The sequence below is a fragment of the Paraburkholderia sp. CHISQ3 genome, from assembly GCF_030464945.1.
In the GTDB taxonomy this organism is placed as follows: domain Bacteria; phylum Pseudomonadota; class Gammaproteobacteria; order Burkholderiales; family Burkholderiaceae; genus Paraburkholderia; species Paraburkholderia megapolitana.
On record NZ_JALPRG010000003.1, the window covers coordinates 435,398 to 462,082 of the forward strand.

At 62.9% G+C, this 26,685-nt stretch carries 27 protein-coding genes; 19 read left to right on the forward strand and 8 right to left on the reverse strand.

Features of this window, described 5'->3' with window-relative positions; all coding sequences use genetic code 11:
• Nucleotides 1–134 precede the first annotated feature (134 nt).
• From argH to M0D65_RS09005, 8 genes are all read left to right on the forward strand, one after another.
• Nucleotides 135–1,562: an argininosuccinate lyase gene (gene argH, locus M0D65_RS08970; protein ID WP_266252338.1), complete on the forward strand. Its 1,428-nt coding sequence runs from the start codon at nucleotides 135–137 to the stop codon at nucleotides 1,560–1,562.
• Nucleotides 1,529–2,470: an amino acid ABC transporter permease gene (locus M0D65_RS08975; RefSeq protein ID WP_266252339.1), complete on the forward strand. Its 942-nt coding sequence runs from the start codon at nucleotides 1,529–1,531 to the stop codon at nucleotides 2,468–2,470. Before argH ends, M0D65_RS08975 begins: the two co-directional genes overlap by 34 nt.
• Nucleotides 2,471–2,522: 52 nt before the next feature.
• Nucleotides 2,523–3,287, forward strand: coding sequence for an amino acid ABC transporter ATP-binding protein (locus M0D65_RS08980; RefSeq protein WP_266252340.1), 765 nt, complete (start codon nucleotides 2,523–2,525; stop codon nucleotides 3,285–3,287).
• A gap of 75 nt (nucleotides 3,288–3,362) precedes the next feature.
• Nucleotides 3,363–4,217, forward strand: a complete 855-nt coding sequence (locus M0D65_RS08985) for an ABC transporter substrate-binding protein (RefSeq protein ID WP_266252341.1) — start codon at nucleotides 3,363–3,365, stop codon at nucleotides 4,215–4,217.
• Entirely contained in the window at nucleotides 4,204–5,154 is a 951-nt protein-coding gene (locus M0D65_RS08990) for a polysaccharide deacetylase (protein ID WP_266252342.1), read from the forward strand. The genes M0D65_RS08985 and M0D65_RS08990 overlap by 14 nt, the downstream gene beginning before the upstream one ends.
• On the forward strand, nucleotides 5,151–6,080 hold the full coding sequence (locus tag M0D65_RS08995; RefSeq protein WP_266252343.1) for a polysaccharide deacetylase: 930 nt from the start codon (nucleotides 5,151–5,153) through the stop codon (nucleotides 6,078–6,080). Before M0D65_RS08990 ends, M0D65_RS08995 begins: the two co-directional genes overlap by 4 nt.
• Nucleotides 6,077–7,480, forward strand: coding sequence for an MmgE/PrpD family protein (locus tag M0D65_RS09000; RefSeq protein WP_266252344.1), 1,404 nt, complete (start codon nucleotides 6,077–6,079; stop codon nucleotides 7,478–7,480). Before M0D65_RS08995 ends, M0D65_RS09000 begins: the two co-directional genes overlap by 4 nt.
• Nucleotides 7,481–7,529: 49 nt before the next feature.
• On the forward strand, nucleotides 7,530–8,384 hold the full coding sequence (locus M0D65_RS09005; protein ID WP_266252345.1) for an ABC transporter substrate-binding protein: 855 nt from the start codon (nucleotides 7,530–7,532) through the stop codon (nucleotides 8,382–8,384).
• 21 nt (nucleotides 8,385–8,405) lie between these two features.
• On the opposite strand, the gene M0D65_RS09010 is transcribed toward M0D65_RS09005, so the two are convergent.
• Nucleotides 8,406–9,473, reverse strand: a complete 1,068-nt coding sequence (locus M0D65_RS09010) for an LLM class flavin-dependent oxidoreductase (RefSeq protein ID WP_266252346.1) — start codon at nucleotides 9,471–9,473, stop codon at nucleotides 8,406–8,408.
• Nucleotides 9,474–9,659: 186 nt separating this feature from the next.
• Between M0D65_RS09010 and M0D65_RS09015 the strand changes: the two genes are divergently transcribed.
• Complete coding sequence (locus tag M0D65_RS09015; protein WP_266252347.1) at nucleotides 9,660–10,616, forward strand: aliphatic sulfonate ABC transporter substrate-binding protein; 957 nt, start codon at nucleotides 9,660–9,662, stop codon at nucleotides 10,614–10,616.
• Between the two features lie 55 nt (nucleotides 10,617–10,671).
• Here the strand turns inward: M0D65_RS09015 and M0D65_RS09020 are convergent, their stop codons facing one another.
• Entirely contained in the window at nucleotides 10,672–11,613 is a 942-nt protein-coding gene (locus M0D65_RS09020; protein WP_266252348.1) for an AraC family transcriptional regulator, read from the reverse strand.
• A gap of 126 nt (nucleotides 11,614–11,739) precedes the next feature.
• Between M0D65_RS09020 and M0D65_RS09025 the strand changes: the two genes are divergently transcribed.
• Nucleotides 11,740–12,621 (forward strand): SDR family oxidoreductase, encoded by an 882-nt coding sequence (locus M0D65_RS09025; RefSeq protein WP_266252349.1) that lies wholly within the window; start codon nucleotides 11,740–11,742, stop codon nucleotides 12,619–12,621.
• 27 nt (nucleotides 12,622–12,648) lie between these two features.
• Here the strand turns inward: M0D65_RS09025 and M0D65_RS33095 are convergent, their stop codons facing one another.
• Nucleotides 12,649–13,005 (reverse strand): MerR family transcriptional regulator, encoded by a 357-nt coding sequence (locus M0D65_RS33095; protein ID WP_367619326.1) that lies wholly within the window; start codon nucleotides 13,003–13,005, stop codon nucleotides 12,649–12,651.
• 67 nt (nucleotides 13,006–13,072) lie between these two features.
• On the opposite strand from M0D65_RS33095, the gene M0D65_RS09030 reads away from it, so the two are divergent.
• The gene (locus M0D65_RS09030) at nucleotides 13,073–13,768 is read left to right on the forward strand and encodes an alpha/beta fold hydrolase (protein ID WP_266252350.1); all 696 of its coding nucleotides are present in this window, start codon (nucleotides 13,073–13,075) and stop codon (nucleotides 13,766–13,768) included.
• A gap of 65 nt (nucleotides 13,769–13,833) precedes the next feature.
• Here M0D65_RS09030 and M0D65_RS09035 read toward each other — a convergent pair whose 3' ends face one another.
• Nucleotides 13,834–14,727 (reverse strand): AraC family transcriptional regulator, encoded by an 894-nt coding sequence (locus M0D65_RS09035; RefSeq protein ID WP_266252351.1) that lies wholly within the window; start codon nucleotides 14,725–14,727, stop codon nucleotides 13,834–13,836.
• 180 nt (nucleotides 14,728–14,907) lie between these two features.
• Between M0D65_RS09035 and M0D65_RS09040 the strand changes: the two genes are divergently transcribed.
• Entirely contained in the window at nucleotides 14,908–15,807 is a 900-nt protein-coding gene (locus tag M0D65_RS09040) for an SDR family NAD(P)-dependent oxidoreductase (protein ID WP_266252352.1), read from the forward strand.
• Nucleotides 15,804–16,487 (forward strand): hypothetical protein, encoded by a 684-nt coding sequence (locus tag M0D65_RS09045; protein WP_266252353.1) that lies wholly within the window; start codon nucleotides 15,804–15,806, stop codon nucleotides 16,485–16,487. The genes M0D65_RS09040 and M0D65_RS09045 overlap by 4 nt, the downstream gene beginning before the upstream one ends.
• A gap of 19 nt (nucleotides 16,488–16,506) precedes the next feature.
• On the opposite strand, the gene groL is transcribed toward M0D65_RS09045, so the two are convergent.
• The gene (gene groL / locus M0D65_RS09050; RefSeq protein WP_266252354.1) at nucleotides 16,507–18,147 is read right to left on the reverse strand and encodes a chaperonin GroEL; all 1,641 of its coding nucleotides are present in this window, start codon (nucleotides 18,145–18,147) and stop codon (nucleotides 16,507–16,509) included.
• A gap of 32 nt (nucleotides 18,148–18,179) precedes the next feature.
• Nucleotides 18,180–18,473 carry a co-chaperone GroES gene (locus M0D65_RS09055; RefSeq protein WP_091006676.1) on the reverse strand — a complete coding sequence of 98 codons (294 nt, stop codon included), beginning with the start codon at nucleotides 18,471–18,473 and terminating at the stop codon, nucleotides 18,180–18,182.
• Nucleotides 18,474–18,755: 282 nt separating this feature from the next.
• Here M0D65_RS09055 and M0D65_RS09060 point away from each other — a divergent pair, with 282 nt between their 5' ends.
• From M0D65_RS09060 to M0D65_RS09085, 6 genes are all read left to right on the forward strand, one after another.
• Complete coding sequence (locus M0D65_RS09060; protein ID WP_266252355.1) at nucleotides 18,756–20,084, forward strand: LLM class flavin-dependent oxidoreductase; 1,329 nt, start codon at nucleotides 18,756–18,758, stop codon at nucleotides 20,082–20,084.
• A gap of 128 nt (nucleotides 20,085–20,212) precedes the next feature.
• Nucleotides 20,213–21,187 carry a TauD/TfdA family dioxygenase gene (locus tag M0D65_RS09065; protein WP_266252356.1) on the forward strand — a complete coding sequence of 325 codons (975 nt, stop codon included), beginning with the start codon at nucleotides 20,213–20,215 and terminating at the stop codon, nucleotides 21,185–21,187.
• Nucleotides 21,188–21,201: 14 nt separating this feature from the next.
• On the forward strand, nucleotides 21,202–22,038 hold the full coding sequence (locus tag M0D65_RS09070; protein ID WP_266252357.1) for a VOC family protein: 837 nt from the start codon (nucleotides 21,202–21,204) through the stop codon (nucleotides 22,036–22,038).
• A gap of 142 nt (nucleotides 22,039–22,180) precedes the next feature.
• A complete protein-coding gene (locus tag M0D65_RS09075; protein WP_266252517.1) occupies nucleotides 22,181–23,473 on the forward strand; it encodes an acyl-CoA dehydrogenase family protein in 1,293 nt (430 codons plus the stop codon).
• 55 nt (nucleotides 23,474–23,528) lie between these two features.
• Nucleotides 23,529–25,166 (forward strand): FAD-binding protein, encoded by a 1,638-nt coding sequence (locus M0D65_RS09080; RefSeq protein WP_266252358.1) that lies wholly within the window; start codon nucleotides 23,529–23,531, stop codon nucleotides 25,164–25,166.
• Complete coding sequence (locus M0D65_RS09085) at nucleotides 25,163–25,495, forward strand: 4Fe-4S binding protein (protein ID WP_091006665.1); 333 nt, start codon at nucleotides 25,163–25,165, stop codon at nucleotides 25,493–25,495. The genes M0D65_RS09080 and M0D65_RS09085 overlap by 4 nt, the downstream gene beginning before the upstream one ends.
• Nucleotides 25,496–25,544: 49 nt before the next feature.
• Here M0D65_RS09085 and M0D65_RS09090 read toward each other — a convergent pair whose 3' ends face one another.
• Both M0D65_RS09090 and M0D65_RS09095 read right to left on the reverse strand, forming a co-directional pair.
• The gene (locus M0D65_RS09090; protein ID WP_266252359.1) at nucleotides 25,545–26,132 is read right to left on the reverse strand and encodes a peroxidase-related enzyme; all 588 of its coding nucleotides are present in this window, start codon (nucleotides 26,130–26,132) and stop codon (nucleotides 25,545–25,547) included.
• Nucleotides 26,129–26,668: a CMD domain-containing protein gene (locus M0D65_RS09095; RefSeq protein ID WP_266252360.1), complete on the reverse strand. Its 540-nt coding sequence runs from the start codon at nucleotides 26,666–26,668 to the stop codon at nucleotides 26,129–26,131. Before M0D65_RS09095 ends, M0D65_RS09090 begins: the two co-directional genes overlap by 4 nt.
• Nucleotides 26,669–26,685: the final 17 nt, after the last annotated feature.

The following is a 26,685-nucleotide window of genomic DNA, read 5'->3' on the forward strand; positions in this document are numbered from 1 at the left end:
GGAACCATGAGATTTTACCGTTTGTCCCGTAAAAATTGGCGTTCATAAAATCGCCTCAACCTTGCCCGGCGGCGCTTCAAGTCTGCTCAGGTACCCGCTCAGGCATCCGCTCAATCCATCCACGGAGTTTTCGCATGACCCAGCACACCGACCGGCTATGGGGCGGACGTTTCAAGACCGGCCCGGCGCCTGCGCTGACCGCGCTGTCGCGCTCGGACCCGAGCTTCTTCCGTCTCGCGCCATACGATCTCGCTGGTTCACGCGCCCATGCGCAAGAGCTGCGACGAGCGGAAATCCTGAGCGCCGCCGAGCTGCAGCAGCTACTCGACGAAATGGACCGGCTCGACGCGCAGTTCCGCGCCGGCGAGATCGGCCCATCGCTGCAGGACGAGGACGTGCATACGTTTCTCGAGCGTGAACTGACGCAGCGGCTCGGCGCAACCGGCGGCAAACTGCGCGCCGGGCGCTCGCGCAACGACCAGGCGGCGAACGATCTGCGGCTCTTTCTGCGCGACAAGGCGCGTACGCTGACGCAGGCTGTCATCGATCTGCAGAATGCATTAATCGAGCAGGCGAATGCGCACATCGGCAGCGTGTCCGCGGGCTTTACGCACTTGCAGCCGGCGCAGCCGGTCGTGTTTGCGCACCATCTGCTGGCGCATGCGCAGTCGATCTATCGCGACATCGATCGTCTGCTCGACTGGGATCGCCGCAGCGCGCGTTCGCCGCTCGGCGCCGCCGCGCTGGCGGGATCGGCGATTTGCCGGCGGCCGGAGCTGTCGGCGGTGGAACTCGGTTATGACGGTCCGTGCGAGAACTCGATCGATGCCGTGGCGTCGCGCGATCACGTCGCCGAATTCGTGTTCGTGACGAGCATGCTGGCAGTGAACCTGTCGCGGCTTTCCGAAGAAGTGATTCTGTGGACCTCGCGGCAGTTCGGCTGGGTCGTGCTCGACGACGGCTACGCGACCGGCAGCTCGATCATGCCGCAGAAGAAAAACTCCGACATCGCGGAATTGACGCGCGGCAAGGCCGGCCGGCTGATCGGCAATCTGAGCGGCCTGCTGGCGACGCTCAAGTCGCTGCCGCTCGCGTACAACCGCGATCTCGCCGAAGACAAGATTGCCGCGTTCGATTGCATCGACACACTCGAACTCGTGCTGCCCGCGATGGCCGGCATGATCCGCACGATGCGCGTGAACGTCGACGAAATGCGTCGTCAGGCGCCGCTCGGCTTCACGCTCGCCACTGAAGTCGCGGACTGGCTCGCGCTGCGTGGCGTGCCGTTCAGCGAAGCGCATGAGATCACCGGTGCGCTGGTGCGCGTGTGCGAAGAGCAGGGGATCGAGTTGTCGGAGGTGTCGGTGGCGACGCTTGCGCAAGTCGACGCGCGGCTCGAACCGGCCGTGCTTGAGCATGTCACGCTCGATGCCGCGGTGGCGGCGCGCAGCGGTTACGGCGGCACCGCGCCCGCGCGCGTTCGCGAACAGATCGAGCGTTTGCAAGGCTCGCTGGCCGCGCAGCTTGCGTGGGCCACTTCGTATGGGGGACCGGCATGTTGAGTGCATCGAGAGACGGGCAACCGGGTCTGCTCGCCACCGGCGGTGCCTCAGATGAAGCAAACGCCGCGCACGAGTTCACCGACATCTCGCAACTGGTCCACGTGCGTCGGCGGCACTGGGGGCGTTATCTGTCGTCGGTGATCATCGTTGCAATCATCGGCTACGTGGTCGTTGCGTTCGCGCATGGACAGATCGAGTGGAGCTACGTCGCGCGCTTTCTCACTGCGCGCTCGATCCTGACCGGCCTCGCGAACACCGTCGTGATGACGATCCTCGCGATGGCGCTTGGCATTGTGCTCGGTGTGATTACCGCGGTCATGCGGCTGTCCGCCAATCCGGTCGTGCAAACGGTCGCGCGTGGTTATGTGTGGCTGTTTCGCGGCACGCCGGTGATCCTGCAACTGCTGCTGTGGTTCAACCTCGCGCTGGTGTTTCCGACGCTCGGCATTCCGGGGCTGTTCGAGTTTCGCACTGTCGATGTGATGACGCCGTTTCTCGCCGCGTTGCTCGGCCTCGGTATCAACCAGGGTGCGTATACGTCGGAGGTGGTACGCGCGGGCATGCTGTCCGTCGACACCGGCCAGTACGAGGCCGCGAAGTCGATCGGCATGCCGCGGCTGCAGGCGTTGCGCCGCGTGATCCTGCCGCAGGCGATGCGCGTGATCGTACCGCCGATCGGCAACGAACTGGTCGGCATGGTCAAGCTGACATCGCTCGCGAGCGTGATCCAGTACGCGGAAATGTTGCACAACGCGCAGAACATCTACTACGCGAATGCGCGCGTGATGGAGCTGCTGATCGTTGCGGCCATCTGGTATCTGGCCGTCGTGACGGTGCTGTCGTTGCTACAGACGCAGGTGGAGCGGCGTTATGCGCGCGGCGCAGGCCGCAAGTCGGGGCGCCAGTGAATCGCTCAATCATGCCGGCGAAATACGCGGACCCCGCGGGGAGCAAGACAACATGAATCCAATCGTTCGCGCTGTCGACGTACGCAAGTCCTACGGCGACTTCAAGGCGCTGCAAGGCATCACGCTCGATGTAGCGAAAGGCGAGGTGCTGTGCGTGATCGGGCCGTCGGGCTCGGGCAAGAGCACGTTCCTGCGCTGCATCAACCAGCTCGAAGCGATCAACGACGGCGCGCTGTGGGTCAACGGCGAACTGGTCGGCTACCGGCGCGTCGGCGACCGGCTTTATCCATTGTCGGAAAAGCAGATGGCGCGGCAACGGCTCGCGACCGGCATGGTGTTTCAGCGCTTCAATCTGTTTCCGCACAAGACGGCGCTGGAAAACGTGATCGAAGGGCCGGTGCAGGTGCTCAAGCGACGTCGCGCGGAAGCTGTCGAAGAAGCGCGTGCGCTACTCGAGCGCGTGGGACTCGGCCACAAATGCGATGCGTTTCCGGTCGAACTGTCGGGCGGCCAGCAGCAGCGCGTGGCGATTGCGCGTGCGCTGGCGATGCATCCGCAGTTGATGCTGTTCGACGAACCGACGTCCGCGCTCGATCCGGAACTGGTCGGCGAAGTGCTCGCCGTGATGCGCGATCTCGCGCAAAGCGGCATGACGATGATCGTCGTCACGCACGAACTCGGTTTTGCACGCGAAGTGGCGAGTCGCGTGGCGTTTATGGACCAGGGGCAGGTGGTCGAAAGCGGTCCGCCGGACCAGGTGCTGTCGCATCCGCAACACCGCCGTACGCAGGACTTCGTGTCGGCCGTGCTGTCCTGAGTACTGACTGTCGAACCACATAACCAATCTCACGCCGTGCCGCGCACGGCCAACCCTTACTTCAAGCGAGTGTTCATGAACGCATTCTTTCGTTTGCGCGGGCGGGTCACGCTCGCTGTTGCGCTCGTAGCCGCAGCAACGACGTTGTGCGCGCTGCCGGCAGCGCAGGCCGGAACCGTACCGTCGATCGGCAAGAGCACGCTGATCGCGGCCATCGTCCCCAACTATCCGCCGTTCGAATACAAGGACCCGGCCACCGACAAACTGATGGGCTTCGACGTCGATCTCGGCGAAGCGCTTGCGGCGAAGCTCGGTGTGACGTTGCAATGGCAGGAGACCGGTTTCGAACAGATGATGAGCGCGCTCACGACGCATCGCGTCGACATCATCCTGTCGGGCATGACCGATCTGCCGGCGCGCCGTAGCGCTGTCGATTTCCTCGACTACATCACAACGGGCCCGCAGTTTTATACGCTCAAGACACGCGCCGGTGAGTTTCCGGACATGAGCGCGCTGTGCGGCAAGACGGTCGGCTCGAGCCGTCGCACATCGTTCCCCAGCGACACGGCGAACTGGAGCAACGCGAACTGCGTGAAAGCCGGTAAAAAGCCGATCAACGTGGTCGGCACCGATGGATCGTCCGATGCGCGCATGCAGTTGCGCCAGGCGCGACTCGACGCGGCAGTGCAGGGCGGCGAAACGCTGCCGTACCAGAACTCGGTCGAACAGAACGCGTATGCGCCGATCGGTAAGCCGTTCCTGTCGCAGTACACGGGCATCGGCATTGCGAAGAGCAACGCGGCGATTACCGCAGGCCTGACGGCGGCTCTGAACCAGCTGATCGCGGACGGCACCTATCAGAAGCTGCTCGCGAAGTGGAGTCTGCAGGATCATGCGGTGCAGAAGGCGGTGCTCAATGCCGATAACTGACCGGCCGCTGCGCGCACGCACCGGCGCGCGCACGGAAACCGCTAACGACACACGTACTGCGCCGCGCTGGCCGCACGGACACCGCTCGTGTGTCGCGCTTGCCTTCGATCTCGACGGTCCGACCGGCGATGCGATGCTCGACGGTTCGATCTGGCGTAACCCGTCTTACTTCACGCTCGGCAGTTATGGACCGTGGCGCGCGTTGCGGCGCCTGCTCGATATGCTGCGAGAACGTGCCGTGCCTGCGACCTTCTTCGTTCCCGCCTGGGTCGTCGAGAACTGGCCGCAGCAATGTGCGGCGATCGTCGAAGGTGGTCACGAGATTGCGTATCACGGCTATCGGCATGAAGCGTTCTGGACGCTCGATAGCGATGGCCAGCGCGCGGTGATGCAGCGTTCAGCGGAAGTGTTCGAACGGCATCTGGGCATTCGCCCGGTAGGTTTTCGCACGCCTTCCGGCGACTGGGGACCGGACACGATCCGCGTGCTCGCCGAAGCCGGCGTGCGCTATTCGAGTTCGATGCGTGGCGACGACCGGCCGTACCTGATGCACGCGGAAGGTATCGCCGAGCCGATGGTCGAGATTCCGGGCCGCTGGGAACTGGACGATTACGCGTCGCTCGCGTATCACCGCAACCCCGATTTCCCCGCGAGCCTCGACCGCATCGCGAGTTACGACACGACGTTCGATAACTGGCGGCGCGAGTTCGACGGTTCGCATCGCGACGGGCTGTGTTTGACGACGCTGTTTCATCCGAAGGTGTCGGGCAAGCCTGGGCGCATCCCGTTGCTCGAACGGTTGATCGATCATATGCGCGAGCAGGACGGGGTGTGGTTCGCCGCGTGCCGCGATGTCGCGCAATGGTGGCGCGATACGTATGTGGCCAACCCGGTGATCAACCCGGTGGCGACCCAGACGCAGGAATTTCGTCGATGAACAACCCGAATGGAAGCAAAACGATCTGGCCGCAGCGCGCACGCTGCGCGGTCGTCGTCACGGTCGATTTCAACGACGATCTCGGCATCCTGACGCAGGAGCCGCGCATCGCGGGTCGCGAGAAATCGCTGTCGGTGTGGCGCTACGGAGCGAAGCGCGGCGTAGACCGCGTGCTCGACGCACTTGACGAAGCCGGCGTGCGTTCGAGCTGGTTCGTGCCCGGGCAAGTCGTGAAGACGCATGCCGGGCTCGTCAGCGAGATCGCTGCATGCGGTCACGAACTGAGTACCTCCGGCGATCGTTGCGAAAACTTCGATACGCTGACACTCAACGAGCAGCGGCGTGTTTTTTTCGCGGGACAGGATGCGCTTGCGACGCTAACCGGCCGGCGTGCGCAAGGGTTCCGCTCGTTCTACGGCAACTGGGCACCCGGTTTCGCGGACTTCATCCGCGACGAGGGTGTGACGTGGTCGTCGTCGTGGCGCGGCGACGATCTGCCGTATTTCCATCCGACAGAACTCCCCGCACAGACTGACACACCGCGTACCGCAGCACCGCTCGTCGAACTACCGTTGCACTATGAACTCGAAGACGAGCCGTACTTCGCGTACAACCTGTCGCCGGCAGTGCCGGTCGGACAGCCGCGCATCCCGTCGTACCGCGAGGTGCTGTCCAACTTGAAGCAGGATTTCACTGCATTCCATCGCTTTGGCTTGTGTTTCGTGTTGCGCTTGCATCCGGAGATCATCGGTACTGCGGGGCGCATCGACGTGCTGCGTGAACTGCTCGCCGAGATGCGTACGCACAGCGACGTGTGGTTTGCCACCGGCGCCGAAGTCGCGGAGTGGTGGCGCGCGACGGTTGCACGCAACGAGCCTGGACATCCCGTCGACGTGTTCGAGCAATACCGGCAGGCGGTCGCATGAGCGCGCGCGACCGGTCCTTGTCGGAACAACTGGCGGGCTTCGTCGCTGGCTTGCCCGATGATGCGATTCCCGAGCCCGTCGTCGGGCGTGCGAAGCGGCATATTCTCGATACGCTCGGTGCGGCGCTGGCGGGTTCGGCCGCGCTCGAAGCACGCAGCGCCCGCGCGATCATGCAACCGATGCAAGCAACTGGTTCCGGTGCCGCGGGCGCGTGGGGCACCGAACTCGCGTTCGGTCCTCGCGATGCGGCGTTCGTCAACGGCGTTGCTGCGCATGCGCTCGAACTCGACGATTCGGGCGGCTGCGATCACTCAGGGGCAGTGGTGCTGCCCGCCGCGTTTGCCGCGCTTGCGTGTAGCGAGCGGCCCGTGTCGGGACGCGCGTTTATCGCCGCGGTCGTGCTCGGCTACGACGTCGGGCGCCGCGTGCTCGAAGCGTGCGGAGGCTACTCGCCGCACAACGGCCGCGGCTGGCATTCGACGATGACCTGCGGCGTGTTCGGTGCGGCCGCCGCGTCCGCACGCCTGCTGGGACTCGACGCCGCGCAGACGGCCGCGGCGCTCGGTCACGCGGGCAGTTTCGCAGGCGGCCTGTGGGGCTTCATTCACGACGCGTCGCAGACCAAGCGGATGCATACGGGGCGCGCAGCCGAGGGCGGTCTGCTGGCCGCACTGCTGGCACGCGAGGGCGTGAGTGGACCTAGCCAGGTCTTCGCGGACGTCTGGGGCGGCTTCTTCAACGCATTCGCAGCCGAAACGCAAGAGCCGGCTGCGCTGCTCGCCGATCTCGGCACGCACTGGAAGCTGATGCGCTGCTCGATCAAGCCGCATGCGTCGTGCCGCAGCGCGCACGCAGCAGTCGATGCAATGCTCGAACTACTGGGCCACCGCGCGTGCGATCTCGACCGGCTGGAAGGCGTGCATGTGCGGCTCAGCGCGTTCGTCGAGCGGATGTGCGGCGGCCGCGATCTGCATCCGCTTGCGTCCGCGCAGATGAGCCTGCCATATGCGCTTGCCGCCGCGCTGGTGTACGGTCACGCGGGGCTCGATGCGTATGCCGACGCGCAGCGTCGCGACCCGCGCATTGGCGTTGCGATGTCGCGCATCGTGCTCGAAGTCGATCCAGCGATGTCCGATCTCGACGAACCGTTCGTCACACTGTCGATGCGCGATGCCGAGCCGCGCTCACTGCAAGTACCGGTGCCGCTCGGCGATCCACGCAATCCGCTAGCGGATGACGCGTTGCTCGCAAAGTACCGCTCGCTTGCCGGTGTCGTGCTCGACGAAGCACCGCTTGCCGCACTGGCCGATGCGGTGCTCGGTCTTGAACGGATCGCAGACGTACGTACGTTATTGCGCTGGCTTGCGGGTCACGCCGACGCGCGCACAGCGTTGCAGTGAAATGTACAAACACGCCTCACAGACTCTTCAAAACAAAAGGACGTCATCGATGAATCTCACTCCGCTACGCGCTGCCTCCGGCTTGCTGGTGCTTTTCCTGTCGACGCTGTGCAGCGTCAGTGCCTTGCACGCGCAGACGCTGCCCGATGCGATCGCGAAATCGAAAACGATCAAGGTCGCGGTCAATTCGATTTATCCACCGATGGAATACAAGGACCCGGACAGCGGCGAGCTGACCGGTTTCGACATCGATCTCGGCAACGCGATCGCTAAGGAACTGGGTGTGAAGCTCGAATGGCAGGAATCGGCATTCGAGCAGTTGCTGCCGTCGCTGACAACCGGGCGCGTCGACATGATTCTGAGCGGCATGAGCGATCTGCCGAAGCGCCGTGACAGCGTCGATTTTCTCGACTACGTGAATTCGGGCGCGCAGTTCTACATCCTGGCATCGCGCGCGGGCGAGATCCGCAGCGCCACCGATCTATGCGGCAAGTCGGTCGGTACGAGCCGCAGCACATCGTTCCCCGCCGATACCGCCGACTGGAGCGCGCAACACTGCGTCGCCGCCGGCAAACCGGCGATCACCGTGGTCGGCACCGAAGACACATCGTCGGCGCGCATGCAGCTCAAGCAGACACGGATCGCGGCGGGTGTGCAGGGCAGCGAAACGTTGCCGTACGCGATGAAGCTCGAACCGAACACCTACAAGCCGATCGGCGAGCCGTTCGCGACGTCGCCCGAAGGCATTGCGTTTGCGAAGTCGAATCCGAAGCTGCGTGATGCGGTGCTCGCCGCGTTGAACCGGCTGGTCGCGAACGGCACGTATCGCACGATCGTTGCGAAGTGGGGGCTGCAGTCGAGCGCCGTGGCGAAGATCGGCGTGAATGGGGTAACGCCGCAGTAGGTACGCGCGCAGCGTCGTGAGTTAAATCGTCGCGTGTTCAAGTGCCCGCACGCGTGGGATCACTTCTTCGGCAAAGCGCTGCATGTCGGCTTCGAACGGCTGGAACTGCAGCATGAAGAGTTCAATGCCCGCGCGACGAAACACTACGATCCGTTCGGCGACCGTATCGTAGCTGCCGACCAGTCCAGCCGCGGTGCCGCCGTTCGAACCGACTCGCGGCGTTTGCGCGAAGGTCTGGAACATCACGGCCTTCGGGTCGATGTTCTGCTTTTGCTGCGCGCGCAGTGGGGCATCTTTTGCCGCGAGGGCGAACAGATGCGCGAGATGATCGGCAGCAAGCGCGTCCGATTCGCGTGCGATTGCGAATGCCGACAGCCCGAAGCGTAACGGCGGTGCACCTTCAGGACGCGGCCGGCGCGACACGTCGGCAATCAAGGCGGTAACGTCGTCGAGTGGCTGACCGTTGATAAACCACACGTCGCCGGCATCGGCGACGAGCGCGCGTGCCGGCTCCGATTCACCGCCCACATAGATGCGTGGCCGGGCGCGAAACGGATCGGCGGGGCGTAGCTGGTAATCGTCGATATGAAAGTGTTCGCCGGCAAACGACGTACGTTCGCCGCGCAGCAGCTTATCGACCACCGTGATCCATTCGCGTCCATATGCATAGCGCGCATCGTGCTCGGCGAAACCGATGCCCGCGCGCTCCAGTTCCGGGCGATTCCACGCGTTGACGAGATTCAGCGCAAAGCGCCCACCGCTGATATGTTCGATCTGCTGCGCCATCTTCGCGAGCACGACCGGGTGGTACAGGTACGGCTTGATCGCTGCGATGATCTCGATGCGCGACGTCAGCGCAGCGAGTGCCGCCGATGCGGTCCACGCTTCGAGTTGATCGAGATTCGGGTCGTGCGGATTGATGGTGTGCTGTGCGACGAGCACCGAGTCGTAGCCGAGGCGTTCCGCATCGAGTACCAGCGCACGATTGCGTGCCCACGATGCGTCATACGGTTCGTCGGGGTCTTGCAGCGCCGCGCGGCTGCCGTGTACGAGCGCCCAGATGCCGAAGCGGGCGGGGAAGGTCGACATGAAAGAAAACGCTCCACATAAAGCCGGCAAACATGATGCCTGTCCTGGCGTGCGAACGTTCCAACTTCTGCCGCTATCGATCGATTAAATCGGCATTTGATGCATCGGACATTCTTTATATAGTGGTCGGTTCTTTCGTCAACCGGAACTCGACCGATGCGCGCTTTTTTCACCCGACTTCCTCGCTTGCTAACTGCCACGGTTACGCTGCTTGTCACCGGCGTACTGGCGAGCGCGCTATGCCTACCCAGCGCAGCGAGTGCGCGCGAAACCGTGTCGATCAGTTACCAGCGTTCGTCGACGCTGTTCATTCTGCTCAAACGCACCGGCGAACTTGAGAAGAAACTTGGCGCGCTGGGCTACGACGTGAGCTGGCATGAGTTTTCGACGGGGCTGCTGCAATCGCTGAATGCGGGCAGCGTCGATCTGCATGCGGACGTCGCCGATGCGTTCGCGTTGTTCACACAGGCGGCGAACGCGCCGCTGACGTATTACGCCGAGGAAACATCGGCACCATCCGCGCAGGCGATCATCGTGCCGCCCGATTCGGCAATCCGTACGGTTTCCGATCTGAAAGGAAAGCGCGTCGCGGTATCGAAGGGTTCGGGCTGCAATTTCCTGCTGCTGGCCGCGCTCGCGAAGGCGGGGCTGACGATCAACGACATCCAGGTCCGATACCTCGAAGCGCCCGATGCGCTTGCCGCGTTTCGCGGCGGCAATGTCGATGCGTGGGTGATCTGGGACCCGTTCCTCGCGGCACAGCAGCGTGAAGCGCATGTGCGTGTGGTCGCGGACGGTTCCGATGGGCTCGCGCAATACAACCGCTTCTACACGGCGACGACTTCGTTTGCGGAACGACATCCTGATGTGCTGCGTGCGGTGTTCGATGAACTGAAGGAGAAGGGGCAGTGGGTCAAGGCGCATCCACAGGAAGCGGCGCAGATTCTCGCGCCGCTGTGGGGCAATCTGCCCGCGCCGACCGTCGAGCTGGCGAACAGCCGGCGCAGCTATGCAATCGTGCCGGTGCAGCGCGATCAGCTTGGAGAACAGCAGCGAATCGCGGATACGTATCGTGCAGCGGGGTTGATTCCGGCGACGTTGAAGGCGACTGATATTCGAATCTGGACGCCGCCGGGACGGTGATGGTTATCGTGACATTCCGGGCAGTCAGGATTCGCGTTCAACTCACCATTCTGTTTTATGCGGCACGCCGATCCGGCGGCGTGTCGGCGGTCACGCTTTGCCGACTGTGCTGCCTCGGTGAACAGCCTATGACGCGTTTGAAAGCCTTGCCGAACGCGCTTTCGGACTCGTAGCCCAGCGATGTGGCAATACGGGGAATCGAGTCGCCTGAATTTTTCAGCCGATCGCATGCCAACAGCATTCGCCAACGCGTCAGGTACTCCATCGGGGATGATCCAACCGTCTCCTTGAAGCGCATTGCAAAGGTCGAGCGTGACATGCCTATGCGCACGGCCAGCGCCTGTAACGTCCACGGATGCCCTGGGTCATCGTGCATGCAGGCGAGGGCTGCGCCCAGATGTTTATCCGCCAGTGCGAAGAGCCAACCAACGCCTGCGTTCGCCCTGTCGTTCAGGTGCAGGCGCAATGCTTGAACCAGCATCATGAAGGCGAGTTGCTGTGCGATCAAAGATCCGCCCGGCTGCGGATCGCGTATCTCCTGGGCCATGCGCTCCAGCGACCAACGCATCGCCGCTTTGTCTGAGTCTTTGCGGATATGCACGATGGGGGGCAGTGAGCCCAACAGCATCTTGGCGTGGTCACCGCTGAGCAGAAAATAGCCGCCGACGAGATAACAACCTTCTTCTTCGCTGCTGGAGACGCTGGTACCCGATCCCTCTGCTACCAGTGGCAGACTGAAGTCGACAGGTTTTATCGACAGGTCGGTGGCAAGACAGAAAGGCGGCCCAGGTGGCAACAAGTAGCAGTCGCCCGCGGTGAGAAGCACCGGATCGCTAACGCCATTCACTGATAACCAGCACTGACCCGAGACCACGGCATAGCATTTGATGCCGTCATGTTGCTGCCACTGAATCGCCGAGTTGCGGTTGATTCCAAGGCCGCCCGATACAACGCTCCTGGGTTTCAGCAAAGACAACAAGTCTGAGAGTGGATCCATACAGTTCCTGGACGATTGATCCAAAAATACGGACTATACGACATTGTTCGTATCGCGAGCACCGCCTAAATTAGGTATCGCTGGACTGCGACTGCAGCCCTGAATCTACTTAAAGGCGAATTCATCATGCGTATTTTTGTAACGGGCGCCACGGGTTTTATTGGTGCAACCATTGTTCACGAGCTTATCAACGCCGGCCATCAGGTGCTTGGACTGACGCGGTCAGAGGCGGGTGTCCAGTCACTTACCTCCGTTGGAGCGGAAGTGCACCGCGGCGATATTGTCGACCTCGACAGCCTGCGCCGCGGGGCAAGTTCGGCTGACGGTGTCATCCACACGGCCTTCAATCACGACTTTTCGAAGATGCTGGCGAACTGTGAAGCAGACCGGCAGGCCGTCGAGGCAATGGGGTCCGCGCTGCACGGATCGGACCGCCCGTTGATCATTACCTCTGTTGCCGCACTGGGCACGTCCGCGTACGGCAAGCCCGCGACTGAAGACAACTTCAATCCCGATCAACCGAATCCCCGCAAGGTGTCGGAATCGACCGTTGATGCACTAGCACAGCAAGGCGTCAGGGTATCGGTCGTGCGTCTTCCGCAAGTCCACAATCCCGTCAAGCTGGGGCTCATCAGCTACCTGATTAAACTGGCGGGAGAAAAAGGCGTGTCCGCCTATGTCGACGACGGGCTTAACCGCTGGGCTGCTGTGCATCTCTCGGACGCGGCGCGTCTATACCTTCTGGCGTTAGAGAAACGCGCGACGGGCATCCGATACCATGCCGTTGCCGAAGAAGGCGTACCACTGCGGACGATTGCCGAAGTCATCGGTCGCAATCTGAATGTTCCGGTAACGAGCATTGCCGCCCCGGATGCACCCGCACACTTCGGCTGGCTCAGTGCATTCGTCGGCGCCGACATGTCCGCTTCCAGCACGCTTACGCAGGAACGACTGGCATGGCAACCAACAGGGCCAGGACTGATCGCCGATCTTGAACAGGTGCGCTAGGTAATAGATGCCTGGGACCGTGTCCGCTTACGCTACCGGTGAGTAGGTTCGTAACTCCGTGGCCAGCGCCGTGAGCTCGGTTCTTTGATTCTCTATCTGAGCCGCTTGCGCTTCCAGGGCACGAAGCTTCGATTCGACGATCGACAACAGTCTGGCCTTTCGACCTTCGTCGTGCGGGGACGAGAGATGCGACTCCACCTCGGCTAGCGAAAAACCAAGACGGCGAGCCCGGTCGATGAACAGCAAGATCTCCATCGCCCGCGCGTCATATTCTCGATATCCGTTCAACGACCGCCCGGGCGGTGGAAGCAGTCCGCGAGCCTCGTAAAAGCGAATTCGAGTCGCGCTGATCCTGGTTTGCGATGCAAGTAGCCCGATGCGCATGAGCTTGACCTTCAAGTAGGTGGAAGGTGCAGCATCCTTATTCTTCGACTCAGGATGCACCGATCCAATGGAAACACTTTTGATGATACCGGGCCTCTGCAGCGATGCCGCCGTCTGGCGTCGAACAATTGCTGCGCTGGACGGGAAGATCGACTGTCTGGTTGGCGATACGCTCAGCGACGTAACGCTTGAGGGCATGGCGCGTCGCGTTCTAGCCCAGGCTCCGGATCGCTTTGCTCTGGCGGGTTTGTCGATGGGGGGGATGGTGGCGCTGGAGATCATGAGAATCGCCGCCCGACGCGTTACACACCTGGCGTTGATCGACACCAGCGCACGGCCTGACAGTTTTGGGCGAGGGGTCTATCGTCGTCTCGCCAACCTGTACGTCGGCATGAGCAACGACTTTCAGCGTACGGCCGAGCGTAGCCTCAGATCGCTCGTGCATCCGTCAACCCCCGAAGACGTGCGCGACGAACTGGTTGGAATGAGTGTCCGGGTTGGCCCGCAAGCTTACGTACGGCAAAATCTGGCCGTTATTGCCCGCTCCGATTTGCGGCCGGTCCTGTCAACGATCGACATTCCGACCATCGTGGTGGTTGGCCAGGAAGACCGGGTCACGCCGGTCCATCTGTCCCATGAGATTCAGAGTCTCGTGCCGGAATCGAAACTGCATGTCATTCCTGATTGCGGGCATCTGCCGCCAATCGAGAAACCACACGAAGTGGCTGCCTTGCTATCGGCGTTCATTGCGCCAGGACACTAGGAAACCGCTTCAGAAAACGGATTGAGTACGTTGCAAGTTGCGCCAGCACGTTCCCGCGACATCTGCTACGCCAGGGCCGCCTGTAAATCGGCGATGTCGCGTTTTGGCGGAGTTCCGAACATCCGCGCGTACTCGCGACTGAACTGGGAAACGCTCTCATACCCCACTCGATAAGCGGAGCCCGTTACGCTGGCTCCGTCCTCCACCATCAGGCGGCGTGCCTCGAGCAGACGCAACTGCTTTTGATACTGGATTGGAGTCAAGGACGTGAGTAGCTTGAAGTGTTGGTAAAAAGACGAGGGACTCATCCGAACCGTACTGGCAAGTTGCTCGATGCGGACAGGACGGGCGATGTCGCTGCGCAGAAGCCCGATCGCTTCGGCAATGCGTTGCATGCGGCCGTTAGGGGAGACGAGCTTGCATATTTCATCGGCACTGTCGCCGGTCAGCAGCCAATAGGAGACTTCCCGCATGATCGCAGGGAACAGGATCGGTGCAGCCTGGGGTCTCCCAAGCATCTGGATCATCCGGCCAATGCAGTCCGCCAGTGGCCCGTCGACATTCATCGAGAAGACGCCCATGCGGGCATTTTCATTCGGTTTGGGAGGCGGGGAGAGTTGTGCGATTACCTCCCGCAATATGCCGAGATCAAGCTGCAGGACGATGCCCAGATAGGGCTCGCGCACGCTCGCGCGCGTCACTCTACCGATGCCAGGTAGTTCCATGCTGACTACGAGCGCTTGCATCTCGCCGTAGTCGAACAGTTTGTCGCCGAACAATACCTGTTTCGCCCCCTGCACAGTGATGCAGAGCGCGGGCTTGTACATCACATGGTATGGCAGCCTCTCGCACGTCGAACGCATCAGAAACAATCCTTCGATCGGAGTGACGAGAACGCCGTCGTCCCCGCCGTTGCCGTCCATGTATTGATTCAGAGCAGCTATCAGGGTCGGTGACATGCGAGGCCTCCAGGGCGGAGTTCATGGTGGTCTGTAGCGCGAGGGCAATCTTAGCGCTAAATCTCAAAGCAGAAATTGAGTTTGGAGGATTGGGCAAAATATTTGCGGATTCCGGCATGCGAGCCTCAGTCACTTCAGCCCATACTTTCTGGCATGGACAACGCACTTACAAGGCAACCATTGAAGACCATCGTGATGACCGGCGGTACGTCGGGTCTGGGCAAAGTGGCCGCGCGACAGATCGCCGGGACCCCGGGCACGCATCTTGTGCTTGGAGCCCGTCGTGGGAGCCAATCGACAATCGAGACGCTACCGCTAGACCTCACCCGCCTCGCCAGTGTCCGCGAGTTTGCTCAGAGTGTCATTCAGGCGCTTGGGGATAGATCGATCAACGGGCTGGTGCTGAATGCAGGGACTCAGTTTCCGAATATCGACCAGCGGACGGAGGATGGCTTTGAGACCACGTTCGCCGTCAACCATCTGGCGCATTACCTGTTACTCCAGTTGCTCGTGCCCAGGCTCGCTCAAGGTGCCATAGTCGTTATTACCACCAGCGATACACACGATCCGAAGATGAATCCAATGGCACCGAAGGAACTCGATCCGGAGTTGCTGGCCTATCCTCAAGCTCAGCGCCGTTCGACGGGATTCTCGGCGGGATTTCGCGCCTACGCGGCATCGAAGCTCTGCGATCTGCTCATGGCTCGCGGGTTAGCTATATCCGACGAGGCGCAGGCGAAGCGCTTCACTGTTGTTGCCTATAACCCAGGTCTTACCGTCGGGACATCGCTATTTCGGGCGTGGCCTCTCTGGGCCCGAGTGGCAATGGGTACCGTTGGTCTGATCCGGCCGATGGCGCGTCTTGCAACCGTGGACCAGGCCGGTCAAAACCTTGCAGACCTGGCACTCGGGCGGATAACGCCGCCCGCTGGACGCCTGTATGCCTCGCTTGTCAAACGCCAGCTCACGTGGCCTGATCCATCGGAGCTTGCGCGCCAGGATGACGTGATGAACGGCCTTTGGCACGACAGCGCACGCATGGTTGGTCTATCAAGTGCGGCCAGACCGGCCTTCAAATGAGTGGCAACCTGGCAGGATATTTCTTGATCGCAGCGCTGACCGGTCTCGTGATCGGACTGGCGGGCTGCAGTTCAGCCGCAGTTGGCAGCAATCCTTCGCTTACGACAGCACAACGTGATCAGGCACAGCGGGAAGCTTCGCGCCCACTTGTTGGGTCGGGCAAGTCTTACGAGACCGTGATCGTCGACTTCGATCTTCCCGTCCCGTTTGACCAATTCTCCAGATGGTTTGCGGAGAACGGTGCCTCGAGAATATCCGTGTTCATGATGGGTACTTCGTCTCTTTTTCCCCTTCCTTCTCTTCGTTCTTCATCCTCGCCGGAGCCTGGAGCGGTGTACAGCGATGCGCTGATCGGCACGTGGAAAAGCGTTGGCGACCGTCGACGGGTCGTTTTCGCTGACGGTAGTAGCGCCCTCGAGGAAATTACAGTCGATCAGTTGCCACAGCGTTTCCAGTTTGAGGTGTGGAATATCACGAACGACACCGGTCGATACATCACATACGCGCTTTCGGAGTTTCGTTTCTCAGGAAGCGACCGCGGCACGCACATTCGTTGGGAATATTCGTTCAGTCCGAAGGGGTTGCCCGACGGCTGGTTCATTTCACGATTCGTTCACGAGGACTTTCGGCAGTTCATGAAAGCGACGTTGACCGGGCTAGCACCAGAGCGACGGCACTAGCCCGGTTCTTTGCTTCAGTCTAGTAGTCGAAGCCCGGACCCCCCGCACCAGGACCACCCGGCGCCGCCGCAGCCGCGCTATCTTTCGGCGCCTCATACACAGTGGCATCGGTTGTCAGCAACAGGCTCGCAATCGATGCCGCGTTTTGCAACGCCGTGCGCGTGACCTTGGTCGGATCGAGCACACCCGATTCCACCAGATCGCCGTACTCGCCGGTTGCCGCGTTGTAGCCGAAATTACCGCTGCCTTCCGCGACCTTCGCGACGACGACGCTCGCTTCCTCGCCCGCATTCGTGACGATCTGCCGCAGCGGTTCTTCGAGCGCACGACGCACGATGTTGATACCCGCATCCTGGTCCCGGTTCGCGCCAGTCAACCCCGCGATTGCCTGCTTGACGCGAATCAAGGCAACACCGCCGCCCGCCACGATGCCTTCCTCGACAGCCGCACGTGTCGCATGCAACGCATCGTCGACGCGATCCTTCTTTTCTTTCACTTCGATTTCGGTGGCGCCGCCCACCTTGATCACAGCGACACCGCCGGCCAGTTTCGCGACACGTTCCTGCAGTTTCTCGCGGTCGTAGTCGGAGGTCGCTTCGTTGATCTGCACGCGGATCTGCTTCACGCGCGCTTCGATGCTCGCTTTGTCGCCGGCACCGTCGATCACGATCGTGTTTTCCTTGGCGACTTCGATGCGCTTCGCCTGACCCAGTTCGGCCAGCGTCGCCTTTTCGAGCGTGAGGCCGGTTTCTTCGGCGATCACCTGGCCGCCGGTCAGGATCGCGATGTCTTCGAGCAGCGCTTTACGACGGTCGCCGAAACCCGGTGCTTTCACGGCGACCGTCTTCAGGATGCCGCGAATATTGTTCACGACGAGCGTTGCGAGCGCTTCGCCTTCGACGTCTTCCGCGATGATCAGGAGCGGCCGTCCCGCTTTCGCGACCTGTTCGAGCACCGGCAGCAGGTCGCGGATGTTCGAAATCTTCTTGTCGTGCAGCAGGATGTACGGTGTGTCGAGCACCGCGACCTGGCGGTCCTGGTTGTTGATGAAATACGGCGACAGGTAGCCGCGATCGAACTGCAACCCTTCGACCACATCGAGTTCGTCGGCGAGCGTCTTGCCGTCTTCGACGGTGATCACGCCTTCCTTGCCGACGCGGTCGATCGCTTCGGCGATGCGCTGGCCGATCGATTCCTCGCCGTTCGCCGAGATCGTCGCGACCTGGGCGATTTCCTTGCTGGTGGTGGTCGGCTTGCTGATCTTCTTCAGCTCTTCGATGCCCGCGGCGACGGCCTTGTCGATGCCGCGCTTCAGATCGAGTGGATTCAGCCCGGCCGCGACGTACTTCTGGCCTTCACGGACGATCGCCTGCGCGAGCACCGTTGCCGTCGTCGTGCCGTCGCCGGCGGTGTCGCTGGTCTTCGACGCAACTTCCTTCACCAGTTGCGCGCCGATGTTCTGCAGGCGGTCCGCCAGCTCGATCTCCTTCGCTACCGATACACCGTCCTTCGTCACGACCGGCGCACCGAAGCTGCGTTCGATCACGACGTTGCGACCCTTCGGCCCGAGCGTGACTTTCACTGCATTCGCGAGCAGATTCACACCTTCGACGAGCTTGGTGCGCGCGTTGTCGCTGAAAACGATTTCCTTGGCTGCCATGTTCCGATTCCTTTGTGTATGAGGCGAAGCGATCAGCGCGCGTTCACGACGGCAACGATGTCGTCTTCGCGCAGCACCAGCAGTTCGTTGCCGTCGACCTTGACGGCCTGGCCCGCGTACTTGCCGAACAGCACGCGCTCGCCGACTTTCAGATCGGGCTCGATGCGTTTGCCGTCGTTGTCGCGCTTGCCCGGGCCGACTGCGAGGACTTCGCCCTGGTCGGGTTTTTCTGCGGCGCTGTCGGGAATCACGATGCCCGACGCGGTTTTGGTTTCCTGATCGAGGCGCTTGACGATCACGCGATCGTGTAACGGACGTAGGCTCATCTGCTTTCCTGTATCGATGAATTGGCACTCTTCACTGGCGAGTGCTGACCGAAGCCCGAGTATAGAAACGTGCCGTCGTGTACTCCAATAACGGATTCGCACAACCTTATCGGTGTACGGCATTTGCACGCGGTTCTGTCATGGCGGACGGCGGCATGCCTTGGCTGCGTCGTGTAAAAACCCTTCTGCCATGCGGGTCCTGCCAGTTTTTTGCGTCTGGCGTATGGTGAGCGTTCCGTTTGATCGCCGAATCGAACTTGTCCAACATCGTGATCCCACATCATGACCCGCTCCCGTCAATTGCATCTCGGCGCGTTCATGCGCCCCGTCAGTCTTCATACCGGCGCATGGCGCTTTCCGGGCGCCGCGCCCGATGCGAACTTCAACTTCGCGCTGATCAAACGTTTCGCGCAGCGGCTCGAAGCCGCGCGCTTCGACGCGTTCTTCATGGCCGATCACCTCGCGGTGCTCAACATGCCGATCGATACGTTAAAGCGCAGTCATACGGTTACGTCGTTCGAGCCGATGACGCTGCTGTCCGCGCTCGCCGCAGTCACCGAGCGCCTCGGCCTGATCGCGACGTCGTCAACGACGTTCGACGAGCCGTATCACGTGGCGCGGCGTTTCGCGTCGCTCGATCATCTGAGTGGCGGCCGTGCCGGCTGGAATCTCGTGACGACGTCGAACCCGGAGGCCGCGCGTAACTTCGGTCTCGACGAACACGTCGAGCACGGTGAGCGCTACCACCGGGCGCGCGAGTTCTACGACGTCGTGACCGGCCTGTGGGACAGTTGGGCCGACAATGCTTTTGTGCGCGACGTCGAGCGCGGTGTCTATTTCGAGCCGGAGAAACTGCACGTGCTCGATCACAAGGGCGAGCATCTGTCGGTGCGCGGCCCGCTGAACATTGCGCGGCCGGTGCAGGGCTGGCCGGTCGTCGTGCAGGCGGGGTCGTCGGAGGCAGGGAGGCAACTGGCCGCCGAAACCGCCGACGCAGTTTTCACCGCGCAACCGAATCTCGCCGAGGGCAAGCGCTTCTATGCCGATGTGAAGGCGCGCCTCGAACCACTCGGCCGTGCGCGCGACCATCTGAAGATCCTGCCGGGCGCGTTCGTGGTGGTCGGTTCGTCGCTCGACGAAGCACAGCACAAGCGCGCCGAGCTCGACCGCTATGTGCACTACGACAGCGGCATTGCGTCGCTGTCGATCGCGCTCGGTCACGACGTATCGCATCTCGACCCGGACGGTCCGTTGCCTGAGATTCCAGAGAGCAACGCGAGCCGCAGTGCGCGCCAGCGCGTGGTCGACTGGGCACGCGAAGAAGGACTGACGGTGCGCCAGCTCGCGCAACGGATCGGCGGTTATTCGGGGCTGGAGATGATCGGTACGCCGGTATCGATTGCGGATCAGATGGAGCAGTGGCTGGTGGAAGAGGGCTCGGATGGCTTCAATGTGATGTTTCCGTTCCTGCCTGGCGGTCTCGACGATTTCGTCGATCAGGTGGTGCCCGAACTACAGCGGCGCGGCATTTTCCGTCGCGAGTATGAAGGCTCGACGTTGCGCGAACATCTCGGGCTGCCGCGACCGGCGAACCGCTTTTTCGCGGCGTAACGTCATGCGTCGGCGCGGAATCGATAGCAGAAAAAACTCGAAGCCGGACGTTGACCGGTGCGTTCGGTGCCACGCATGATGCAACACCCGCCGTACGCGTGAAACACCCCATTCTTCAGGAGCATCCGATGAACGCCGTGGTCTCTCCGCCGTCTTCCGCATCTGAATCTACCTTGCAATCGCAGTCGATCGAGGTCTCGCCACTGTCCGCGCATATCGGCGCGGAAATTCACGGCGTCGACCTGACGAAACCGCTGTCCCCGCAGCAGATCGCGGAGATCCGCGCTGCACTGCTCGCGTGGCGCGTCGTGTTCTTTCGCGAGCAGTTTCTGACTCACGAGCAGCACGTTGCGTTCTCCGCGCAATTCGGCGAGCTGACGGTGGGCCACCCGGTGTTCGGGCACGTCGAAGGACATCCGGCCATTTACTCGATCTCGAAGTTCCGCAAGGCGACGCGTTTCGAAGGTCCGGCGCTGCAGCGTCCGTGGACAGGCTGGCATACCGACGTCACCGCCGCGATCAACCCACCATATGCGTCGATCCTGCGCGGCGTGACGATTCCGCCGTATGGCGGCGATACGCAATGGACCAACCTCGTCGCTGCTTACAGCAAGCTGTCGGCGCCGTTGCGCGCGTTTGTGGACGGGTTGCGCGGCGTGCATCGCTTCGCGCCGCCCAGCGGTGCGCAAGGCACGGACGCGTTCAATGCCGCGGTCGAACAGAACACACTCGTCACCGAGCATCCGCTCGTGCGCGTGCACCCCGAAACCGGCGAGCGTGCGCTATACGTGAGCCCGGGTTTTCTGAAGCAGATCGTCGGCCTTACGCCGCGCGAAAACCAGGCGTTGCTCGAACTGCTGTGGGAACACGTCACGCGCCCTGAATTTACGGTGCGCTTCAAATGGGAAGCGGGTAGCGTCGCGTTCTGGGACAACCGCACCACGGCGCATCTGGCGCCGACCGATATCTTCGACCTCGAGTTCGATCGCCAGCTGTACCGCACGACGCTGGTCGGCGACGTGCCGGTCGGTCCGGACGGATCGCGTTCGGTCGCATTGCAGGGCACGCCGGTCGGCGCAGCCGCTGCTGTCGCGTTGAATTAAACGGAGCCCGCAGGATGACGCAATCTGCATTAACGGTGGACCATCTGGTGATTCGCGTTCGCGACCTCGACGCAACCGTCGACGATCTGGGCGCACTCGGCTTCACCGTACAGCGCGGGGGTACGCACGCCGACGGCGTCACGCACAACGCGCTGATCGGTTTCGCGGACGGCAGCTATATCGAACTGATCGCCTTCCTGCGGCCCGCGCCGCAACGGCGCTGGTGGACGATCGGCGAACAGCACGGCGACGGCTTCGTCGATTTCGCGCTCTTGCCTGGGCCTGGCAGCGTCGCCGCGGCAATCGAAGGGGCGCGCGTGCGCGGACTGTCCTACGACGGCCCGCAGGACGGCGGCCGCATGCGGCCCGATGGCGAGCGGCTTGCATGGCAGACCGGCCGGCCCTCTACCGCCGATCTGCCGTTCCTGTGCGGCGATATCACGCCGCGCCGGTTGCGCGTGCCGGAAGGCGAGGTACGGCATCACGCGAATGGCGTACGCGGTATCGCGAGTCTCGCGGTCGCGGTGCGCGATCTCGATGTGAGCACGCGGCGCTACGCCGCGCTGCTTGGTATCGACACCCCCGTGTTATCCGCCCCACTGGCGGGCTTTGGCGCACGGGCCACGACGTTCCGTGTCGGCGCGACTGCGCTCGTGCTGTTCGAGGCGGCCGCGAGCGCGTCGTCGGACAGCGCGCTGCGGCGCCAGCTCGATACGCGCGGCGAAGGGCTCTTCGGTATTGCACTCGATGTCGGCCACGACGGCGACGCACGCGTGTTCGATGCGAACCGTACCCACGGTGCGCATATCGAAACCATCCGCACGTTCAAGTCGGGTGGAGGTCGCGCCTAGAGGGACATCATCGCGCGACGGCGCTGGGCTCCGCATGCCGGCCGTCGCGCACATTCACACATATCGTTATCGGCTTTTCTTGGTTGCGTGCGACGGTAGGCGAAATCTATTCTGGCTCGTTGCAGACCTACCGGAGCACATGATGACGACGATCCCCGCCCCGTTTCCGGGCACAGAAAGGGACCCGCAAGCCGCACCCAACGACGCAGAACTCGACGCCCGCTTTGCGCCGGTCTTCGCGCGTATCGCCGAGGGCAACATCGAACGCGAACAGCGCCGCGAACTGGCCTACGAGCCTGTGCGCTGGCTCAAGGAAGCGGGCTTCACCGCGCTGCGCGTGCCGCACCGCTACGGCGGTTTCGGTGCGACGCTGCCGCAGTTTTTCCGGTTACTGACCCGGCTCGGCGAAGCGGATTCGAACCTGCCGCAAATCCTGCGCGTGCATTTCGGCTTTATCGAAGGTCGCCTTGAAAGCGAGGACGAAACGCTGCGCGAGCGCTGGTTCAAGTCGATCGTTGCGGGCGAAACGATCGGTGCGGCGATTTCCGAGCGCACCGGCGCGACGCACAACTCGGTCACGCTCGCGCGCAACGCGAACGGCGACGGTTGGACGCTGAACGGCGAGAAGTACTACAGCACCGGTACGCTGTACGCGGACTGGATCGATGTGGCGTCGCACGATGGTGATGACGACGTGCGCGTGCTGGTGCGCGGCGACGCGCCGGGCGTGACGCGCATCGACGATTGGGACGGTTTCGGTCAGCGGCTGACGGCCAGCGGCACGACGCGCTTCGAGAACGTTCATGTGAGCGACGAGCAGATTCTCGTGCGCTACCGTGGCTCGGAGCCGCGCCGCAATACGTCGCTCACTGCGTTCTATCAGACCGTGCATCTCGCGACGCTCGCGGGTATCGCGCGCGCGGTACTGCGCGACGGCGTTGAATTCGTGCGTGGCCGCACGCGGACCTTTGGTGTGCCGGGCCGTTCGAGCCCGCGCGACAACCCGCTCGTGCATCGCGTGGTGGGTCGGCTGGCGAGCCTCGTGTATTCCGCGGAAAGTCTGGTCGGCTCGGTGTCGGGCGCGCTCGAAAAAGCGTGGCAGGAACGACTGGCCGGCCGCGCGACCACCGACACCTACATCGCACTCGATATCGAAGCGTACCAGGCGCAGCAGATCGTGATCGAGCAAGTGCTCGAAGCGGCGACGCTGGTGTTCGAAGTGGGCGGCGCGTCGGCGACGAGCGAGGCACGGCGGCTCGATCGTCACTGGCGCAATGCGCGCGTGATCGCGTCGCACAATCCGGCGATCCAGCGCGAAAGCGCAGTGGGCAATTTCCATCTGAACGGCACGCCGCCGGGCGAGCGTTTCAGTCTGGCGCATACGTCGGCGGAGCTAACCGGTACGCCGGAGCCTGTTGCCGCGGCACTCGATTGATCGACGGTGTAGCACGCGACCAACCCTTCACCTCGCACCAGGACAGGAGCGCCGCATGAGCGGACAGACAGCGTACGCAAATACCGCCAGGAACGTCACGTCGACGACGCACGATGTCGATGTGCTGGTGCTCGGTGGCGGCCCAGCCGGCACGTGGGCGGCGGTCGGTGCGGCGGCGCGCGGCGCAACCGTGCTGCTGGCGGACAAGGGGTTTTGCGGTACCTCGGGTGCTACGGCGCCCGCCGGTACCGCGGTCTGGTACGTGCCGCCGGACGGCGAGGCACGCGAGCGCGCGAAGGCGAGTCGTTTCGCACTCGGTGGCGAGCTGGCGGATCAGACCTGGATGGATCGCGTGCTCGAGCAGACGTGGCGCAATTCGCAGCAGCTTGCCGAGTGGGGCTACCCGTTTCCCGCCGATGCCGATGGCGAACCGCGTCTCACATCGCTACAAGGCCCGGAATACATGCGCCTGATGCGGCGTCGTGTGAAAGAGGCGGGCGCTCGCATAATCGATCACAGTCCCGCGCTCGAACTGCTCGTCGACGAACGCGGTGCAGTGTCCGGTGCCGCGGGCGTGAACCGCCAGACCGGCGATGCATGGATTGCGCGTGCCCAGGCGGTAGTGATTGCGACCGGCGGCTGCGCGTTTCTCAGCAAGGCGCTCGGCTGCAACGTGCTGACCGGTGACGGCCAACTGATGGCCGCCGAAGCGGGCGCGCAACTCTCGGGCATGGAGTTTTCGAATGCCTATGGGCTTGGCCCGGCGTTTTCGTCGGTGACGAAGTCGTTGTTCTATACGTGGGCGACGTTCTACTACGAGGACGGCACGCCGATCAAAGGCGCGGGCTCGGCACGCGGCCGCGGAGTGATTGCGAAGACGCTACAGACCCAGCCCGTGTACGCATGTCTCGATCGCGCCGATGCGCAGATTCGCGCGTGGATGCGCACCGCGCAACCGAATTTCTTCGTGCCGTTCGACCGGCTCGGTATCGACCCGTTCACGCAGCGCTTTCCGGTGACGCTGCGGCTCGAAGGGACGGTGCGTGGCACCGGCGGGTTGCATCTGGTCGACGAGACGTGTGCGACTTCGGTGGAAGGATTGTATGCGGCCGGCGATGCGGCGACGCGCGAGCTGATCTGCGGTGGGTTCACGGGAGGGGGTAGTCACAACGCCGCGTGGGCGATGTCATCGGGACTTTGGGCAGGTGCGGGTGCTGCCGGTTACGCGCGCGATGCGGGCCCCGCGGCGCGACATCGTACGCTGCGGCATGCAGGCGGCGTAGGGCTGCACGATGGCGGCGACGTCACGCCGGTGGATAGCGCCGACCTGATCCAGGCCGTGCAGGCCGAAGTGTTTCCCTACGAGCGCAACTGGGCGCGGCGCGGCGATCTGCTCGACGATTCGCTGGGGCGGCTCGATGCGTTGTGGCAGCGTGTGCGTCGCGCGGCCCCGGCAAAGAACGCAAGCGATGCGGTCCGCACACGCGAGGCCACAGCGATGCTCGCGACCGCGCGCTGGATGTATCGCAGCGCGCAACGGCGTACCGAAACGCGCGGCATGCATCGACGCCAGGAACATGCGGCGCTCGATCCGCAACAGCATCACCGGTTGCTGAGCGGCGGGCTCGACGAAGTATGGGTCGAACGGCTTGCGCTGCCACCGTCTGTCGCGCACGCAGGAGTCGCCGCATGATCGAGATCGTCGACGAAGCACGCTGCACGGGCTGCAATATCTGCGTGCGCGCGTGTCCGACCAATGTGTTCGAAGCGGTGGCGGGTGGCGTGCCGCGCATTGCGCGACAGGACGACTGCCAGACCTGCTTCATGTGCGAGCTGTATTGCCCCGAAGACGCGCTGTTCGTCGCGCCGCAGGCCGAAGGGCTGGCGGCATCCGATGTGCTCGATGCACAAGCCACCCGTGCGCTGATGGGCGGCTATCGTCGCTCGATCGGTTGGGGGCGTGGTCGCGAATCGACCGCGGCACTCGACGCCACGTTCGAACTGCTCGTGCGGGCGCATTGAGCGGGGTGTTTTCTGTAAAACCCAACGCGCCCGATATCATCCTGTCCGCTCAAGTCTCCAGCGGAAACACCGGCTCGCCAAGCGTCAGCATCAACCGGTTCGCCCACGCGAAGATCGCGATCGAATGCGTGAGGTCGAGCACTTCCTCGTGTGTCAGCCCGACCGCTTCGAGTGTCGCGATCGAAGCGGCATCGATCGATTCGGGGCGCTCGGTGAGCTCGATCGCATAACGCACGATTGCTTGTTCGCGTGGCGATGTGCCTGCGGTGGCGGGATCGTCGAATACCTGCTCGATTGCATCGGTACGCTTCGCGAGCTGGCTAAAGCGTTGTGCATGCACCGACGCGCAATACACACAACCGTTGACGCGCGACACGACCGTGCTCGCCAGTTCGCGCTCGGCGCGCGGCAGGCCACCGGGGCCGTACATGATCGCGTTGAACACGCCCGAGCGCTGGCGAAGGATCTCCGGTTGCTGGACGAGCAGCAGGTAGTAGTCGGAGGTCTTCGCCTGCGGATGGCTTTCTTCGAGTACGGCGAGCTGTTCCGGTGTCGCGCTGTCGAGCTTCACTGTGTCGAGCCATGCACGCCAGCCGAGCGTCGCGAACGTGAACGATGGTTGCGTTTGCGCGCTCATGCGACCCCCCTGTCGGTGCGAGCCTGCAACGCACGGGTTGCTGCGACGACGCGCAATTGATACGAAACGAAGGCGACCAGTTGCGATAGTGCGACGATGGCGGGCGTCGTCAGACCGGCTTCCTGAAGCGTGCGCAAACCGCTCGCGTGTGCTGTGACGGGCGCGAGTGTTAGCAACCGTGCGTGATCGAGAATCGCGGCGAGGCGGCGCGACAGTGTGCCGTGCGTGCCGGCTGTGACGGCAGCAAGTTCGTTCGAAGGTGCGTCAGTCTCGACGAGGCGTTGCCGGTAAGTTTCCGCAACCGTGTGCGCATTCGCGAGATGCGCCGAGTACCACGCGGCGTACAGCCGCTCGTGCAGCGTTAGCGCAGTCAACGATGGATCGAACAGCGCGGCTTCGCTCAGTTGCGTGTGTAACGCGACCTTGGCGCGCGCATGGCGCAGCGCAGCGACCGCGCTTCCAGCGGCGAGACCGGCCAGCCGGTCGATGGTGTCTTGCGGCGATGCAGGTGAGGCGGTATCGATAGGGGCGCTCATGCGGGCTCCAGGGAAAA

What these genes read in the sequence shown, in the direction of transcription:
- argH (WP_266252338.1), top strand. Translation starts at nt 135, where the DNA reads ATGACCCAGCACACCGACCGGCTATGGGGCGGACGTTTCAAGACCGGC.
- M0D65_RS08980 (WP_266252340.1), top strand. Translation starts at nt 2,523, where the DNA reads ATGAATCCAATCGTTCGCGCTGTCGACGTACGCAAGTCCTACGGCGAC.
- M0D65_RS08985 (WP_266252341.1), top strand. Translation starts at nt 3,363, where the DNA reads ATGAACGCATTCTTTCGTTTGCGCGGGCGGGTCACGCTCGCTGTTGCG.
- M0D65_RS08990 (WP_266252342.1), top strand. Translation starts at nt 4,204, where the DNA reads ATGCCGATAACTGACCGGCCGCTGCGCGCACGCACCGGCGCGCGCACG.
- M0D65_RS08995 (WP_266252343.1), top strand. Translation starts at nt 5,151, where the DNA reads ATGAACAACCCGAATGGAAGCAAAACGATCTGGCCGCAGCGCGCACGC.
- M0D65_RS09000 (WP_266252344.1), top strand. Translation starts at nt 6,077, where the DNA reads ATGAGCGCGCGCGACCGGTCCTTGTCGGAACAACTGGCGGGCTTCGTC.
- M0D65_RS09005 (WP_266252345.1), top strand. Translation starts at nt 7,530, where the DNA reads ATGAATCTCACTCCGCTACGCGCTGCCTCCGGCTTGCTGGTGCTTTTC.
- M0D65_RS09010 (WP_266252346.1), bottom strand. Translation starts at nt 9,473, where the DNA reads ATGTCGACCTTCCCCGCCCGCTTCGGCATCTGGGCGCTCGTACACGGC.
- M0D65_RS09020 (WP_266252348.1), bottom strand. Translation starts at nt 11,613, where the DNA reads ATGGATCCACTCTCAGACTTGTTGTCTTTGCTGAAACCCAGGAGCGTT.
- M0D65_RS09025 (WP_266252349.1), top strand. Translation starts at nt 11,740, where the DNA reads ATGCGTATTTTTGTAACGGGCGCCACGGGTTTTATTGGTGCAACCATT.
- M0D65_RS33095 (WP_367619326.1), bottom strand. Translation starts at nt 13,005, where the DNA reads ATGCGCATCGGGCTACTTGCATCGCAAACCAGGATCAGCGCGACTCGA.
- M0D65_RS09030 (WP_266252350.1), top strand. Translation starts at nt 13,073, where the DNA reads ATGGAAACACTTTTGATGATACCGGGCCTCTGCAGCGATGCCGCCGTC.
- M0D65_RS09035 (WP_266252351.1), bottom strand. Translation starts at nt 14,727, where the DNA reads ATGTCACCGACCCTGATAGCTGCTCTGAATCAATACATGGACGGCAAC.
- M0D65_RS09045 (WP_266252353.1), top strand. Translation starts at nt 15,804, where the DNA reads ATGAGTGGCAACCTGGCAGGATATTTCTTGATCGCAGCGCTGACCGGT.
- groL (WP_266252354.1), bottom strand. Translation starts at nt 18,147, where the DNA reads ATGGCAGCCAAGGAAATCGTTTTCAGCGACAACGCGCGCACCAAGCTC.
- M0D65_RS09055 (WP_091006676.1), bottom strand. Translation starts at nt 18,473, where the DNA reads ATGAGCCTACGTCCGTTACACGATCGCGTGATCGTCAAGCGCCTCGAT.
- M0D65_RS09060 (WP_266252355.1), top strand. Translation starts at nt 18,756, where the DNA reads ATGACCCGCTCCCGTCAATTGCATCTCGGCGCGTTCATGCGCCCCGTC.
- M0D65_RS09065 (WP_266252356.1), top strand. Translation starts at nt 20,213, where the DNA reads ATGAACGCCGTGGTCTCTCCGCCGTCTTCCGCATCTGAATCTACCTTG.
- M0D65_RS09070 (WP_266252357.1), top strand. Translation starts at nt 21,202, where the DNA reads ATGACGCAATCTGCATTAACGGTGGACCATCTGGTGATTCGCGTTCGC.
- M0D65_RS09075 (WP_266252517.1), top strand. Translation starts at nt 22,181, where the DNA reads ATGACGACGATCCCCGCCCCGTTTCCGGGCACAGAAAGGGACCCGCAA.
- M0D65_RS09080 (WP_266252358.1), top strand. Translation starts at nt 23,529, where the DNA reads ATGAGCGGACAGACAGCGTACGCAAATACCGCCAGGAACGTCACGTCG.
- M0D65_RS09085 (WP_091006665.1), top strand. Translation starts at nt 25,163, where the DNA reads ATGATCGAGATCGTCGACGAAGCACGCTGCACGGGCTGCAATATCTGC.
- M0D65_RS09090 (WP_266252359.1), bottom strand. Translation starts at nt 26,132, where the DNA reads ATGAGCGCGCAAACGCAACCATCGTTCACGTTCGCGACGCTCGGCTGG.
- M0D65_RS09095 (WP_266252360.1), bottom strand. Translation starts at nt 26,668, where the DNA reads ATGAGCGCCCCTATCGATACCGCCTCACCTGCATCGCCGCAAGACACC.